The following is a 13,832-nucleotide window of genomic DNA, read 5'->3' as shown; positions in this document are numbered from 1 at the left end:
GCCGGCGGCCCCGGTACGGCTCGCGGACCCGGCACGGCCCGCGGAACCGGCGCCGCTCGCGGGTTCCGCACCGGCCGGGGTCCCCGCACCGGACGCGGCCCCAGCGGTGGGCGCGGCCTCCGGGCGGCCGGGGACGGCCGGGGGGCCGGGCTCCGGCCCGGTCTGCGGCGGGGGCGCCGTCCGCGCCCGCGTCCGGGACCTCGTCCCGGCTCCCGTTCCCGCGCGGGGCCCGTCGGCCGCCGCGGGTCCCGCGGTTCCTTCCGCTGTTCCTCCGGCGACCGGCATGGCTGCGCTCCCGGGCGAAGAGAAGAATTCCCGGTCCCACTGTAGGCGCGTCCGCCCGGACACGCGCTGCGGCACGGGGCTAAACGGCGGCGGGGATTCCGGTCAGTGCGGTCACCACCGGGTCCAGCGCGAGCTGGATCTCCGCGCCGATGCTGCGGAAGTACGAGACGGGGGCGCCGTACGGGTCGCGCACCTCGTCGGCATCGGGGCTGGGTGCCAGCAGCCAGCCGCGCAGCGCCGCCGCGGCCCGTACCAGCGCCCGGGCCCGCTCGGTGACGCCGGCGTCGGGCAGCGTGGTGGGGTCTATCGCCCGCACCAGGCGGGTGAACTCCTTGAGGGTGAAGGTGCGCAGGCCCGCCGCGTGGCCCATGGAGATGACCTGGGCCCGGTGGTCGCGGGTGGCGGTCAGCACGAGGTCGGCGTCGATGACGTGGTCGTCGAGCAGTTCGCGGCCGGTGAAGCCGGACGGGTCGGCGCCGTACTCGGCGACCACCGCGGCCGCGTGCGCCTCCATCGGCGCGCCCTCGTGGCCCCAGGTGCCGGCCGACTCCACCAGGATCCCCGCCGCCCCGTCGCCGAGCCGCCCGGCCAGGCCGTGCCGCATCAGCCGCTCGGCCATCGGGGAGCGGCACACGTTGCCGGTGCACACGTGCAGGACGCGGAAGACGTCGCGGCCCTGCCCCGGTACGTCCGGCAGGCCGACCGCCCCCCGTATGTCCCACCCGTCGGACCGGAGTCCGGCGGTTGTCAATTGCGCTCCTGCAAGTCGGGTACGACCTTGCGCAGCTCGTCCGCGCTGATCGCCCCGGCCCGCAGCAGCACCGGCGCCTTGCCCGTCACGTCCACGATGGAGGACGGCACGGCGGCCGGGGTCGGCCCGCCGTCGAGGTAGACCGCGACCGAGTCGCCGAGCATCCCCTGGGCGGCGTCGCAGTCCTGCGGCGAGGGGTGCCCGGTGAGGTTGGCGCTGGAGACGGCCATCGGCCCCGTGGCGGTCAGCAGTTCGATCGCGACCGGGTGCAGGGGCATCCGGACCGCGACCGTACCGCGGGTGTCGCCCAGGTCCCAGTTCAGCGACGGCTGGTGCCTGGTGACCAGGGTGAGGGCACCCGGCCAGAAGGCGTCGACGAGTTCCCAGGCCTGCTCGGAGAAGTCGGTGACGATGCCGTGCAGCGTGTTCGGGGAGCCGACCAGCACCGGGGAGGGCATGTTGCGGCCCCGTCCCTTGGCCTCCAGGAGGTCGCCCACGGCCTCCGCGTCGAAGGCGTCGGCGCCGATCCCGTAGACCGTGTCGGTGGGCAGCACCACGAGCTCCCCGCGCTTGACGGCCGAGGTGGCCTCGCGCAGGCCGGTGGCCCGGTCGGTCGCGTCGGAGCAGTCGTATCGCCGTGCCATTAGCTGACCTCCTGAGACGTACCCGTTGCCGTGCTCACGGCAACGCCTTCCGCGCGGACGTGAACCGCGGGCGGTTGTTGAGATCGGGGTGGTCGGCCGCGTCCGCCCAGCCCGCGTCCTCCTTGAAGATCCAGGGGACCTGGCCGCCCTGGGAGTCGGCGTGCTCGACCACGACCACGCCGCCGGGCCGCAGCAGGCGGTGGGCGGTGCGTTCGATGCCGCGGATGGTGTCAAGACCGTCCTCGCCGGAGAACAGGGCCAGCTCGGGGTCGTGGTCGCGGGCCTCGGGGGCCACGTGCTCCCACTCGGTGAGCGGGATGTACGGCGGGTTGGAGATCACCAGGTCCACCTGGCCGTTCAGGTCGGGGAAGGCGGTCAGCGCGTCGCCGTGCCGCAGGTCGACCTTGGTGCCCGAGGTGTTCTTGCGGGCCCACTCCAGGGCCTGTTCCGACAGCTCCACGGCGTGCACGCGCGAGCGCGGCACCTCCTGCGCGAGGGCCAGCGCGATGGCGCCCGAGCCCGTGCACAGGTCCACGATGCGCGGCTCGGCGACGTCCATCGCACGTACCGCGTCTATGGCCCAGCCGACCACCGACTCGGTCTCCGGGCGCGGCACGAACACCCCGGGTCCGACCTGGAGCTCCAGGTAGCGGAAGAAGGCGCGGCCGGTGATGTGCTGGAGCGGTTCGCGGGCCTCGCGGCGGGCGACGGCCTCCCAGTAGCGCGCGTCGAAGTCCGCGTCGGCGACCGTGTGCAGCGCGCCGCGCTTGACGTTGTGGACGTACGCGGCCAGCTCCTCGGCGTCGAAGCGCGGCGACGGCACCCCGGCCTCCGCGAGCCGCTGCGCGGCCTGCGCCACCTCGGCGAGCAGCAGGTTCACTTCTTCTCTTCCCCTTCGGACCCTCGCGGGACCCCTAGCGGACCCCTTCGGACCCGGCCGTTGTCAGCTGCCGTCGCCGGCCGCGGCCAGCTTGGCGGCGGAGTCGGCGTCCACGCACGCCTGGATCATGGCGTCCAGGTCCCCGTCGAGCACCTGGTCCAAGTTGTACGCCTTGAAGCCCACCCGGTGGTCGGAGATCCGGTTCTCCGGGAAGTTGTACGTGCGGATGCGCTCCGAGCGGTCCACCGTACGCACCTGGCTGCGGCGGGCGTCGGACGCCTCCCGCTCGGCCTCCTCCTGGGCGAGGGCCAGCAGCCGGGAGCGCAGGATGCGCATCGCCGACTCCTTGTTCTGCAGCTGGCTCTTCTCGTTCTGGCAGGAGACGACCAGGCCGGTGGGCAGGTGGGTGATGCGGACCGCGGAGTCGGTGGTGTTGACCGACTGGCCGCCGGGGCCGGACGAGCGGTAGACGTCGATCCGCAGGTCGTTCGGGTTGATCTCCACCTCGACCTCCTCCGCCTCGGGGGTGACCAGCACGCCGGCCGCGGAGGTGTGGATGCGCCCCTGCGACTCGGTGGCCGGCACCCGCTGCACCCGGTGCACGCCGCCCTCGTACTTCAGCCGCGCCCACACGCCCTGGCCCGGTTCGTGGCTCGCCCTGGCCTTCACCGCCACCGAGACGTCCTTGTAGCCGCCGAGGTCGGACTCGTTGGCGTCGAGGATCTCCGTCTTCCAGCCGACCCGCTCGGCGTACCGCAGGTACATCCGCAGCAGGTCGCCGGCGAACAGCGCGGACTCCTCGCCGCCCTCGCCGGCCTTGACCTCCAGGATGACGTCTTTGTCGTCGCTGGGGTCGCGCGGCACCAGCAGCAGCCGCAGCCGCTCGGTGAGCTCCTCGCGCTGCCGCTCCAGGTCCTTGACCTCGGCGGCGAAGTCCGGGTCGGCCAGGGCGAGTTCGCGCGCGGTGTCGATGTCCTCGCCGGTCCGCCGCCACGAGCGGTACGCGGCGACGATCGGCGTGAGCTCGGCGTAACGCTTGCTCAGCCTGCGGGCGTTGGCCTGGTCGGCGTGCACCGCCGGGTCGGCAAGCCGCTTTTCGAGGTCGGCGTGCTCGCCGATCAGTTCCTCGACCGCCTCGAACATGATGGATCCCTGGGAAGAAAGAAGTGGGGGCCGGACGACAAAGCGCCGGTCCGGGTCGCCCTGTGCCGGGCGACCGGGGACCGGCGCTTGCGGGTCGCTACTTCTTGGCGGACCCGGCCGTCTTCGCCTTGCCGAAGCGGGCCTCGAAGCGGGCCACGCGGCCGCCGGTGTCGAGGATCTTCTGCTTGCCCGTGTAGAACGGGTGGCACTCGGAGCACACGTCCGCGCGGATCTGGCCGCTGGCCTCGGTGCTGCGGGTGGTGAACGACGCGCCGCAGGTGCAGGTGACCTGCGTCTCGACGTACTCGGGGTGAATGTCGCGCTTCAAGGATGCTCCTAGGTCCGGGAGGGCACCGGGTCGCGCCGCGGGTTTGCGTCGCGTGAACCGGGACCAGCGGTCAAGTCTGCCAGGACCGACCGCATCCTCCAAAACCGGTGGTCCCGCGGAATCATTCCCGGGGCGTCCGCGCAGGTCAGCGTGTTGTCCGCTGGTCCTGCTCAGGGGTGCCCGCCGGTCCTCCTCAAGGGGGCCCGCTGCCCTCCTCAGGGGTGCCTGCCGTCCTGCTCAAGGGTGCCTGACGACCTTGGCGGCCTCGGTCTCCTCGGCGACCGAGCCCTTGGTGGCCGATGCCGGGACGGGACGGTCGGCCCGCAGGGCCCCCCACACCATGGCCGCCCGCGAGGGGATGGGCTGGACGCGGTTGGGGTCGCTGGGCGCGAACCGCACTGGCAGCGTCACCGTCCGTACGTGCCGCGAGTCGATGGAGCGGACGCTCTGCGCCAGGTTCATCAGCTTGTTCACCGAGCCGAGCCCGGTGTCGGTGGTGACCGCGCCGGTGGCGGTGTCGGCGATCGAGAACAGCTTGCCGGGGCTGGTCAGCAGCCCGATCCCGCCGATCCGGTCGAGCAGGGCCCGCAGGAACGCCTGCTGGAGCCGGATGCGCCCGAGGTCGCTGCCGTCGGCGACGCCGTGCCGGGTGCGGACCAGGCCGAGCGCCTGCGCGCCGTCGAGGGTGTGGGTGCCGGCCGCCAGGTTCAGGTGGCTCTGCTGGTCGTGGATGGCCGCGGTGGTGGTCAGCGGCACCCCGCCGAGGGCGTCGATCAGGTGTTTGAAGCCGGTGAAGTCCACCTCGATGTAGTGGTCCATGCGCAGCCCGGTGAGCGCCTCGGTCGTCTTGACCGCGCAGGCCGGGCCGCCGGTCTCGTAGGCGCTGTTGAACATGACGCCGTCCGCGGCAGGGGCCGTGCCGCCGCCCGGCTTCGCGCAGGCGGGGCGGTGGACCAGGGTGTCGCGCGGGATGCTGACCACGGTGGCCTCGGTGTGGCCCCGGTTGAGGTGGACGACCATGGCGGTGTCGGAGCGGGCGGTGCCGCTGTCGCGGCCGTAGGCGCGGTTGGCGCCGGAGCGGGAGTCCGAGCCGAGGACGAGGATGTCCATGGCGCCGTTGTCGAGCCTGGCGGGCCGGTGGCCGCGCCGCAGCGCGGAGTCGATGTCCACGCTGTGGATGTTGGAGTTCAGCCGGTAGTACACGTAGCCGGCCCCGCCCGCGCCGAGGAGCACCAGGACGGACGCCGACCACGCCAGCGCCTTCAGCGTGCGGCGGCGGCGTGCCCGGGCCGCGCCGCCCCCTATGGGGCTGGCGCCGGCGCCCGGCGACTGGTCCTCGGGCATGGCGGCACCTCGGTCTCGCTCGACGCGTCCTCGTCCTGTGTCGGCTACCCCCGGCCGCCGTCCTCAGGCGTGGTCCTGTCCTCGGCCGGCGGGCGCCGGCCCGCGCCCGTCGGTCCCGGCTCGCGGCGTGAAGACGCGTCTGACGTCCCACTGTGCGCCCGCGGACCCGGCGCCGCCATTCGGGCGACCCCGCGGCCACCCGGCCGATACGCGAAGGCGCCCGCGTATCCCCTGGTGGAGGGGTACGCGGGCGCCGGTGGCCTTACGGCCGGGATCGAGCGGGTCAGCCGAACAGGTTGTAGGCGTTCCAGCCGCCGGTGCCGATCAGGACCCGCGCGGCGTAGGGAGCGGTGGACGAGCCGGTGCCCTTGTAGAGCCACAGCTTGCCCGCCGAGTCCCGGCCGATCAGGTCCGCCTTGCCGTCGCCGGTGAGGTCGCCGACGGCCGCGAAGGCCGTGTAGGTGCCCCAGCCGCCGCCGATCTTGACCCGGGCCGCCCAGGGGGCCGAGGCCTTGCCCGTGCCCTTGTACAGCCACAGGTTGCCGGAGCCGTCGCGGGCCACGATGTCGGGGTGACCGTCGTTGGTCAGGTCGCCCTTGCCGTAGATGACCGCGCCGTAGGTCTGCCAGCCCGTGCCGATCTTGACGCGCGAGCCGAACGTGCCCTTGCCGTTGCCCGGGTAGACGTACGCCGCACCGCTGCTGTCCGTGGCGAACAGGTCGGGCAGGCCGTCGCCGGTGAGGTCGCCGGGCAGCGTGATGGAGCGCATGACGCCCCAGCCGCCGCCGACCAGGACGGAGTCCCCGGAGTAGGCGTCGAGGAAGTACAGCTTGCCGTCCGTGGTGCGGACCACGGCGTCCTCGTACGAGTCCCGGTTGAGGTCGGTCTGGCGGACCAGGTTCAGCCCGCTCAGGTCGCCGAGGTACTCGCGCGAGGCCAGACCGCTGCCCGTGGAGTAGTAGATGTAACCCGAACCCGTGGGGGTGCGGGCGATCAGGTCGCCGAGGCCGTCCTCGTTCCAGCTCGCGTCGTCCAGCCGCGGGTTCACGGTCGGGACGTACGTGCTGACCTTCGTGAAGACGCTGCGCGCGCCCTGGGCGACGCAGTCCTCCACGCCCCACGACACGATGCCGACGATCCTGCCGCCCTCGACGAGCGGACCGCCGGAGTCGCCGTTGCACGGGCTGACGGTGCCGGCGTCGGAGCCGGTCGCCGCGTCGCCCACGCAGACCATGTGGCCGGGCTTGAACAACGAGCCCCAGTACGACGTGCAGGTCGAGTCGGTGTCGATCGGCAGCGTCGCCTTCTGCAGCTGCAGCGGCTGGTCCTGCGTGGTGGAGCTGTTACGGCCCCAGCCGTAGACCGTCGCCGTCTTGCCCGCGGTGTACGAGGTGGTGTCGTTCGCCGAGGTCATGGACAGCGTCTTGGTCGTCACGGGCTCGACGAGCGTGAGCACCGCGACGTCGTTGTCCGTGGTGGTGGCGTTGTACGACGGGTTGACCCACTGCCGCGTCACGCCGCTGATCACGGATCCCGCCGGATCGCCGACGGCGTCCAGCCAGAACTGGTCGGTGCCCGTGACGACGAAGCCGTTGCTCGCCCAGTCCATGCCGCTCGCGCAGTGGCCGGCCGTGAGGATCTTCGAGGGTGACACCACGGTGCCGCCGCAGAAGATGATGGTGTCGTCGGAGGTGTCCGCCGTGCCCTGGTCGTCCAGGTAGTAAAGCTGGGCCATCCAGGGCGCCTCGCTGATCGTGGCGTCGGTGCCGCCGATGATCTGCGGGGTGGCCGTGGGTCCGCTGGACCCGGTGGTGCTCGTGGTGCCGGTGGTGCTCTTGCCGCCGGGCGTCGCGGAGAAGGTGCCGCGGGTCGCCTTCCGGCTCTTCAGCACGCGCGCTTCGTCGACGACCTTGCGCAGTCGCGCCGCGCTGTCCGAGGACGTCGAGGTGTCGTGCGAAGCGGCGAGGGTGTAGGCCGACCGGCTCGGCGCGGACGGGCTGTCCGCGTGCGCCGGAACGGTCATCAGGGCGCCGGCGGTACCGGCGGCCAGTGCCGCGGCGGAAAACGCGAGCGCGCCGCGTCTCGCCCGCCGGGCGATGTCATGAGCAGGGATCACCCAGAACTCCTGTCGTTGTCTCCAGGGCCGCCGGCGCTCGCGCGCGAAGGCGGCGGGGTGCACGCAGGAAAACAGGTTGAAGACAAAAAGAGACCCGCCCGGGCGCGGGCGGGTTGACCACGGGCGCAGGGCAAGGTCCGAAGATGAGTTCCCCCCCACCTGCGGCTGGCCGATCATACGACATAGAAATGAACCTGCCCACCGGGGGGGCCGGTGGGCAGGTTCGGGTCGCGTCACGCGAGCGGGCTCAGTCCATCGAACCCGGCGTGGTCTTGGCGATCTGCATCAGGAACTCCGCGTTGGACTTCGTCTGCTTCATCTTGTCCAGCAGCAGCTCGATCGCCTGCTGCTGGTCGAGCGCGTGCAGCACCCGGCGCAGCTTCCAGACGATGGACAGCTCCTCGCCGCCGAGCAGGATCTCCTCCTTGCGGGTGCTGGACGCGTCCACGTCCACCGCCGGGAAGATCCGCTTGTCGGAGAGCTTGCGGTCCAGCTTGAGCTCCATGTTGCCGGTGCCCTTGAACTCCTCGAAGATCACCTCGTCCATCCGCGAGCCGGTCTCGACCAGCGCGGTGGCCAGGATGGTCAGCGAGCCGCCGTCCTCGATGTTGCGCGCGGCGCCGAAGAACCGCTTCGGCGGGTAGAGCGCGGTCGAGTCGACACCACCGGACAGGATGCGGCCGGAGGCGGGCGCCGCGAGGTTGTACGCGCGGCCCAGGCGGGTGATGGAGTCCAGCAGCACGACCACGTCGTGGCCCAGCTCCACCAGGCGCTTGGCCCGCTCGATGGCGAGCTCGGCGACCGTGGTGTGGTCCTCGGCCGGGCGGTCGAAGGTCGAGGAGATGACCTCGCCCTTCACCGACCGCTGCATGTCGGTGACTTCTTCGGGCCGCTCGTCCACCAGCACGACCATCAGGTGGCACTCGGGGCTGTTGGTGGTGATGGCGTTGGCGATCGCCTGCATGATCATGGTCTTGCCGGTCTTCGGCGGGGCCACGATCAGGCCGCGCTGGCCCTTGCCGATCGGCGAGACCAGGTCGATGATCCGCGTGGTCAGCACGCTCGGGTCGGTCTCCAGCCGGAGCCGGTCCTGCGGGTACAGCGGGGTGAGCTTGTTGAACTCCGGACGGCCGCGGCCGGAGTCGGGGCCCATGCCGTTGGCGGAGTCCAGCCGCACCAGCGCGTTGAACTTCTCGCGCCGCTCGCCGTCCTTGGGCTGGCGGACCGCGCCGGTGACGTGGTCGCCCTTGCGCAGGCCGTTCTTGCGGACCTGGGCGAGCGAGACGTACACGTCGTTGGGGCCGGGCAGGTAGCCGGAGGTGCGGATGAAGGCGTAGTTGTCGAGGATGTCGAGGATGCCGGCCACCGGGATGAGGACGTCGTCCTCGGCGACCTGCGGCTCGCCGCCTCCGCCGAAGTCCTCGCGGCGGCCGCGGCCCCTGCGGTCGCGGTAGCGGCCGCGGCGCCGGCCCCGGCCCTCGCCGAACTCGTCGTCGTCCTGCTGCTGGCCGCCCTGGCCACCGCCCTGGCCGCCCTGCTGCTGGCCCTGGCCGCCCTGGCCGCTCTGCCGGCCGCCCCGGCCGCCGTCGCCGTCCTCGCCCCGGCGGCGGTCGCGGTCGCGGTCGCGCTGGCGCTCACGGCGGTCCCGGCGGGAGCGGTCCTGGCGGTCGTCGCCCTGACCCGCACCGGCCTGCTGCTTGTCGCCCGCGCCCCTGTCGCCGCCCTTGTCGGCCTTCTCCGCGGCACGCCCCTCGGCGGTGTCGGCGGCGGCCTCAGCGGCCCGGTCGGCCTTGGCGGGGGCCGCGGCGGCCTTGGCCTGCTCCCCGGCGGGCTGGCCGGGGATCTCGATCTGCTTGAGCTCCGGCGGCGCGGTGGCCGTGGCGGTCGCGGCCTGCGCGGCGCTGTCGGACTGGGCGGCGGCCTGCTCCAGGCGCGCCCGCGACGTGGCACGGCGCTTGGGCTTGTCCGCCGCGGCACCGTCGGCGGAGGCCGGGCTCTGCGCGGCGGCCGAGCCGCCCGCGGCCTGCCGCTCCTTGATGGTCTCGATCAGCGTGCTCTTGCGCATGCGCGCCGTGCCCTTGATGCCGAGGCCCGAGGCGAGCTGCTGGAGTTCGGCCAGGACCATGCCGTCCAGGCCGGTGCCGGAGCGGCGGCGCCTGGTGGCGCCGGCAGTGGCTGCACCGGTGGCGGGCGCGGCGGCATCGGACGGGGCGACAGTGTTGTCTGCGCGCACGCCCATCAGATCGGTGGTGTCGCTCACGAAGGGTCCTTCCCTGGAGCGGACGTCGGCCTGTCTGGCTCGGCGACCGGTCGTGCTGTCCGGGCCTGGGCATTCTCGCTGTCCAGATCCGGGGCGGTGGTCCGCCTGATGGCGGCAGAAATACATACGTGCTTCGGTACGGAGTGAACTCGTACCGTCTCCGGAGCGTGCTCGAAGCACTGCAACAGCAGGCTGTCTGTCCCTGTCAGGCAGGCTGCCTATGCGGTGTGGGAGGCTCCCGGAAGAAAAGCGGTCCCACGGAAGGGACACAGCGCATCGCGCCCATCTGGATATCGACTGGGCGGCGAATGCTGGCTTGAGATTAACACTACCGGATCCAACAAACATTCCCCCTCTCTACGGCCGGCAATCGTGTCACTGCCCTCCCGCGAGCGGCAGGACACTGGCCCCGGCCGTGTCCAGGGCCAGGCGGTTGGCCGCCCAGTCCTCGCTCGCGAAGCGGGACACCTTGTCGGCGGCCCCCTCGTCGGTGAGCGCGAGCACGGTCGGCCCGGCTCCCGACACGACAGCGGGGACGCCTTCCGCGCGCAACCGGTTCACCAGGGCCAGCGACTCGGGCATGGCGGGCGCCCGGTACTCCTGGTGCAACCGGTCCTCGGTGGCGGGCAGCAGCAGCTCGGGGCGCCTGGTGAGCGCCTCCACCAGCAGCGCGGCCCGGCCTGCGTTGGCCGCGGCGTCCACATGGGGAACGGTACGCGGCAGCAGCCCGCGGGCGGTCTCGGTGAGCAGCGGGGTGGCCGGCACGAAGACCACCGGAACCAGCGACCGCGCCGGGTCCATCCGGACCGCGCGGGCCCCGCCGGCCTCGGTCCAGGCGAGGGTGAAGCCGCCGAGCAGACAGGCCGCCACGTTGTCGGGGTGGCCCTCGATCTCGGTGGCCAGCTCCAGCAGCGCGGTGTCGTCCAGAACGGCGGGCCCGCCTATGGTGACGGCCCTGGCGGCCAGGATGCCGGCGCAGATGGCGGCCGAGGAGGAGCCGAGGCCGCGGCCGTGCGGAATGCGGTTGGCGCACACCACCTCAAGGCCGCGCGGCTGGCCGCCGAGCAGGTCGAACGCCGTCCGCAGGGAACGGACGACCAGGTGTTTCTCGTCGCGGGGCAGCGTGTCGGCGCCCTCGCCCGCGATGTCGATGTGCAGGCCCGAGTCCGCGACCCGTACGACCACGTCGTCGTACAGCCCCAGGGCCAGGCCGAAGGCGTCGAAGCCGGGGCCCAGATTGGCGCTGGTCGCGGGGACGCGCACGCGTGTCGCAGCGGCGCGGAATGCGGGACCGGCCATCGTTCGACGAATCTCCTTGTACGGCGGTGCGGTTCGCCTGCGGCGCCCAAGCGGCTCCATTGCCGGGCGGCGGGCTGAGGAGGGGCGGAAATGCGAGGTGGCGTCCGCCGATCGGGCACGTTGAGGTGCCGCTGCTGCAATCTTATCGAAGAGGGGTTCTCCACGGACATAGGGCGCACGCACCGCGCGCGATGCGTGTCGCTCCGCGGCTGTGCGCCCCTGTCCGGGGATCCGCGGGGCCGGGTGACGGGGCCGCGGCCGGCCGACCGGGTGCCCGGCCGGCCGGGCGGGGCCGGCCGGCGCCCGGGGCTGCACCCGGCGGTCCCGTTCCGTGCCCGTCACGCCGGCCGTGCCGGCCCGCCGGCCCCGGCCGTCAGACCAGGCCCAGTTTCTCCGCCGCCGCGTGGGCGTCGACCGGGACCGTGACGGGCCGGGGGGCGCCGGCCACCGCCCAGTCGGGGTCCTTCAGGCCGTTGCCGGTGACGGTGCAGACGATGCGCTGGCCGGGGTCGACGCGGCCCTCCTCCGCGGCCTTGAGGAGGCCGGCCACCGAGGCGGCGGAGGCGGGCTCGACGAAGACGCCCTCACGGGCGGCCAGCAGGCGGTAGGCGGACAGGATCTGACGGTCCGTCACCGCCTCGATGAGGCCGCCGGACTCGTCGCGGGCGGCGAGGGCGTACTGCCAGGAGGCCGGGTTGCCGATCCGGATGGCGGTGGCGATGGTCTGCGGCTGCCGTACCGGTTCGCCGCGGACGATCGGAGCGGAGCCGGACGCCTGGAAGCCCCACATGCGCGGGGTGCGGCCGGCCGGGCCGTCGGCCGCGTACTCCTGGTAGCCGCGCCAGTACGCGGTGATGTTGCCGGCGTTGCCGACCGGCAGGACGTGGATGTCGGGCGCGTCGCCGAGGGCGTCGACGACCTCGAAGGAGGCGGTCTTCTGGCCCTCGATGCGGTCCGGGTTCACCGAATTGACCAGCGCCACGGGGTACTTCTCGCTCAGACCGCGGGCCAGTTCCAGGCAGTCGTCGAAGTTGCCGTCGACCTGGAGGATGCGGGAGCCGTGCACCAGCGCCTGGCCCATCTTGCCGAGCGCGATCTTGCCCTGCGGGACGAGCACGGCGCAGACCATGCCGGCCCGTACCGCGTACGCGGCCGCCGAGGCCGAGGTGTTGCCGGTGGAGGCGCAGATGACCGCCTGGGCCCCGGCCTCCTTGGCCTTGGAGATGGCCATGGTCATGCCGCGGTCCTTGAAGGACCCGGTGGGGTTGGCCCCCTCGACCTTCAGGTAGACGTCGCAGCCCGTGCGCTCGGACAGCAACTGGGCCGGGACCAGCGGGGTGCCACCCTCCAGCAGCGTGACCACCGGGGTGTCCGGGCCGACCGGCAGCCGGTCGCGGTACTCCTCGATGATGCCGCGCCACTGGTGGGCGCCGGACATTCGGCCGTCCGGCGCCTGGGGCCGGTCGAGATGGACGTTCATGGCGGTCTATTCCCCTTCCACACGCATGATGCTGGCGACCCCGCGTACGGTGTCGAGTGTCCGCAGGCTGGCGACCGTCGCGGAGAGCGCGGCGTCCGGCGCGCGGTGGGTGACGACGACGAGCGACGCCTCGCCGTCCTTCCCTTGCTGCCGCACCGTGTCGATCGACACGTCGTGCTCGGCGAAGACCGTGGCGACCTGGGCCAGGACGCCCGGTTTGTCCGCCACGTCGAGGCTGATGTGGTAGCGGGTGACCACATCGCCCATCGGGCTCACCGGCAGTTGCGTGTACGCGGACTCGCCGGCCCCCGTGGTGCCCGCCAGCTTGTTGCGGCAGGCGGCCACCAGGTCGCCGAGGACGGCGGAGGCGGTGGGTGCGCCGCCCGCGCCGGGACCGTAGAACATCAGCCGGCCGGCCGCCTCCGCCTCCACGAAGACGGCGTTGTACGCCTCGCGCACGGAGGCCAGCGGGTGGCTGAGCGGGATCATCGCGGGGTGCACCCGGGCGGTCACGGACCGTCCGTCGCGCGCGCGCTCGCAGATCGCCAGCATCTTGACGGTACAGCCCATCTTCCGTGCCGAGGCGATGTCGGCGGCGGTGACCTCGGTGAGGCCCTCGCGGTGCACGTCGTCGATGGTGACCCGGGTGTGGAAGGCGATGCCGGCCAGGATGGCCGCCTTGGCCGCCGCGTCGAAGCCCTCGACGTCGGCGGTCGGGTCGGCCTCCGCGTAGCCGAGCGCCGTGGCCTCGTCCAGGGCCTCGCTGTAGCCGGCGCCGGTGCTGTCCATCTTGTCGAGGATGAAGTTGGTGGTGCCGTTGACGATGCCCAGCACACGGTTGACCTTGTCGCCGGCCAGCGACTCGCGCAGCGGCCTGATCAGCGGGATCGCACCGGCGACCGCGGCCTCGTAGTACAGGTCCACGCCGTGCTCGACCGCCTTGGCGTGCAGGCTCGCGCCGTCCGCGGCCAGCAGCGCCTTGTTCGCCGAGACCACGGACGCGCCGTGCTCGAAGGCGGTGGCGATCAGGGTGCGGACCGGCTCGATGCCGCCGATGACCTCGACGACGACGTCGAGGTCGCCGCGTTTGACCAGCGCCATGGCGTCCGTGGTGAGCAGCTCGGCGGGGACGCCCTCGCGCACCCGGTTGGGCCGGCGTACCGCGATCCCGGTCAGCTCGATGGGGGCGCCGATGCGTGCCGCGAGGTCGTCCGCGTGCGTCGTCATGATGCGCGTGACCTCGGAGCCGACCACGCCGCAGCCCAGCAGCGCCACCTTCAGCGGACGGGTACGCATCATCCG

General features: G+C 72.8%; 11 protein-coding genes. All 11 read right to left on the bottom strand.

All coding sequences use genetic code 11. The features are described from left to right. Positions 1 to 364 precede the first annotated feature (364 nt). Complete coding sequence (locus K7G61_RS30685) at positions 365 to 1,000, bottom strand: protein-tyrosine-phosphatase (protein ID WP_225850336.1); 636 nt, start codon at positions 998 to 1,000, stop codon at positions 365 to 367. A gap of 32 nt (positions 1,001 to 1,032) precedes the next feature. After that, positions 1,033 to 1,680, bottom strand: a complete 648-nt coding sequence (locus K7G61_RS30680; RefSeq protein ID WP_225850316.1) for an L-threonylcarbamoyladenylate synthase — start codon at positions 1,678 to 1,680, stop codon at positions 1,033 to 1,035. Between the two features lie 34 nt (positions 1,681 to 1,714). Next, entirely contained in the window at positions 1,715 to 2,560 is an 846-nt protein-coding gene (prmC, locus tag K7G61_RS30675; RefSeq protein ID WP_225850315.1) for a peptide chain release factor N(5)-glutamine methyltransferase, read from the bottom strand. 63 nt (positions 2,561 to 2,623) lie between these two features. Continuing rightward, positions 2,624 to 3,703: a peptide chain release factor 1 gene (gene prfA, locus K7G61_RS30670; protein ID WP_225850314.1), complete on the bottom strand. Its 1,080-nt coding sequence runs from the start codon at positions 3,701 to 3,703 to the stop codon at positions 2,624 to 2,626. 97 nt (positions 3,704 to 3,800) lie between these two features. Beyond that, positions 3,801 to 4,031, bottom strand: coding sequence for a 50S ribosomal protein L31 (rpmE, locus tag K7G61_RS30665; protein ID WP_225850313.1), 231 nt, complete (start codon positions 4,029 to 4,031; stop codon positions 3,801 to 3,803). A 237-nt stretch (positions 4,032 to 4,268) separates the two neighbouring features. After that, positions 4,269 to 5,375 carry an LCP family protein gene (locus K7G61_RS30660; RefSeq protein ID WP_225850312.1) on the bottom strand — a complete coding sequence of 369 codons (1,107 nt, stop codon included), beginning with the start codon at positions 5,373 to 5,375 and terminating at the stop codon, positions 4,269 to 4,271. A gap of 283 nt (positions 5,376 to 5,658) precedes the next feature. After that, complete coding sequence (locus K7G61_RS30655; RefSeq protein WP_225850311.1) at positions 5,659 to 7,491, bottom strand: trypsin-like serine protease; 1,833 nt, start codon at positions 7,489 to 7,491, stop codon at positions 5,659 to 5,661. A gap of 247 nt (positions 7,492 to 7,738) precedes the next feature. Further along, the gene (gene rho / locus K7G61_RS30650; protein ID WP_225850310.1) at positions 7,739 to 9,751 is read right to left on the bottom strand and encodes a transcription termination factor Rho; all 2,013 of its coding nucleotides are present in this window, start codon (positions 9,749 to 9,751) and stop codon (positions 7,739 to 7,741) included. 375 nt (positions 9,752 to 10,126) lie between these two features. After that, positions 10,127 to 11,050: a homoserine kinase gene (thrB, locus tag K7G61_RS30645; protein ID WP_225850309.1), complete on the bottom strand. Its 924-nt coding sequence runs from the start codon at positions 11,048 to 11,050 to the stop codon at positions 10,127 to 10,129. Positions 11,051 to 11,423: 373 nt separating this feature from the next. After that, positions 11,424 to 12,488, bottom strand: a complete 1,065-nt coding sequence (gene thrC / locus K7G61_RS30640) for a threonine synthase (RefSeq protein WP_225850335.1) — start codon at positions 12,486 to 12,488, stop codon at positions 11,424 to 11,426. A 48-nt stretch (positions 12,489 to 12,536) separates the two neighbouring features. After that, a complete protein-coding gene (locus K7G61_RS30635) occupies positions 12,537 to 13,829 on the bottom strand; it encodes a homoserine dehydrogenase (protein WP_225850308.1) in 1,293 nt (430 codons plus the stop codon). Positions 13,830 to 13,832 lie beyond the last annotated feature (3 nt).

This window comes from Streptomyces sp. HPF1205 (assembly GCF_020400825.1).
Taxonomy (GTDB): domain Bacteria; phylum Actinomycetota; class Actinomycetes; order Streptomycetales; family Streptomycetaceae; genus Actinacidiphila.
This window is presented reverse-complemented; position numbering and strand designations above follow the sequence as displayed.

What these genes read in the sequence shown, in the direction of transcription:
- K7G61_RS30680 (WP_225850316.1), bottom strand. Translation starts at nt 1,680, where the DNA reads ATGGCACGGCGATACGACTGCTCCGACGCGACCGACCGGGCCACCGGC.
- K7G61_RS30635 (WP_225850308.1), bottom strand. Translation starts at nt 13,829, where the DNA reads ATGATGCGTACCCGTCCGCTGAAGGTGGCGCTGCTGGGCTGCGGCGTG.
- prfA (WP_225850314.1), bottom strand. Translation starts at nt 3,703, where the DNA reads ATGTTCGAGGCGGTCGAGGAACTGATCGGCGAGCACGCCGACCTCGAA.
- thrB (WP_225850309.1), bottom strand. Translation starts at nt 11,050, where the DNA reads ATGGCCGGTCCCGCATTCCGCGCCGCTGCGACACGCGTGCGCGTCCCC.
- thrC (WP_225850335.1), bottom strand. Translation starts at nt 12,488, where the DNA reads ATGTCCGGCGCCCACCAGTGGCGCGGCATCATCGAGGAGTACCGCGAC.
- K7G61_RS30660 (WP_225850312.1), bottom strand. Translation starts at nt 5,375, where the DNA reads ATGCCCGAGGACCAGTCGCCGGGCGCCGGCGCCAGCCCCATAGGGGGC.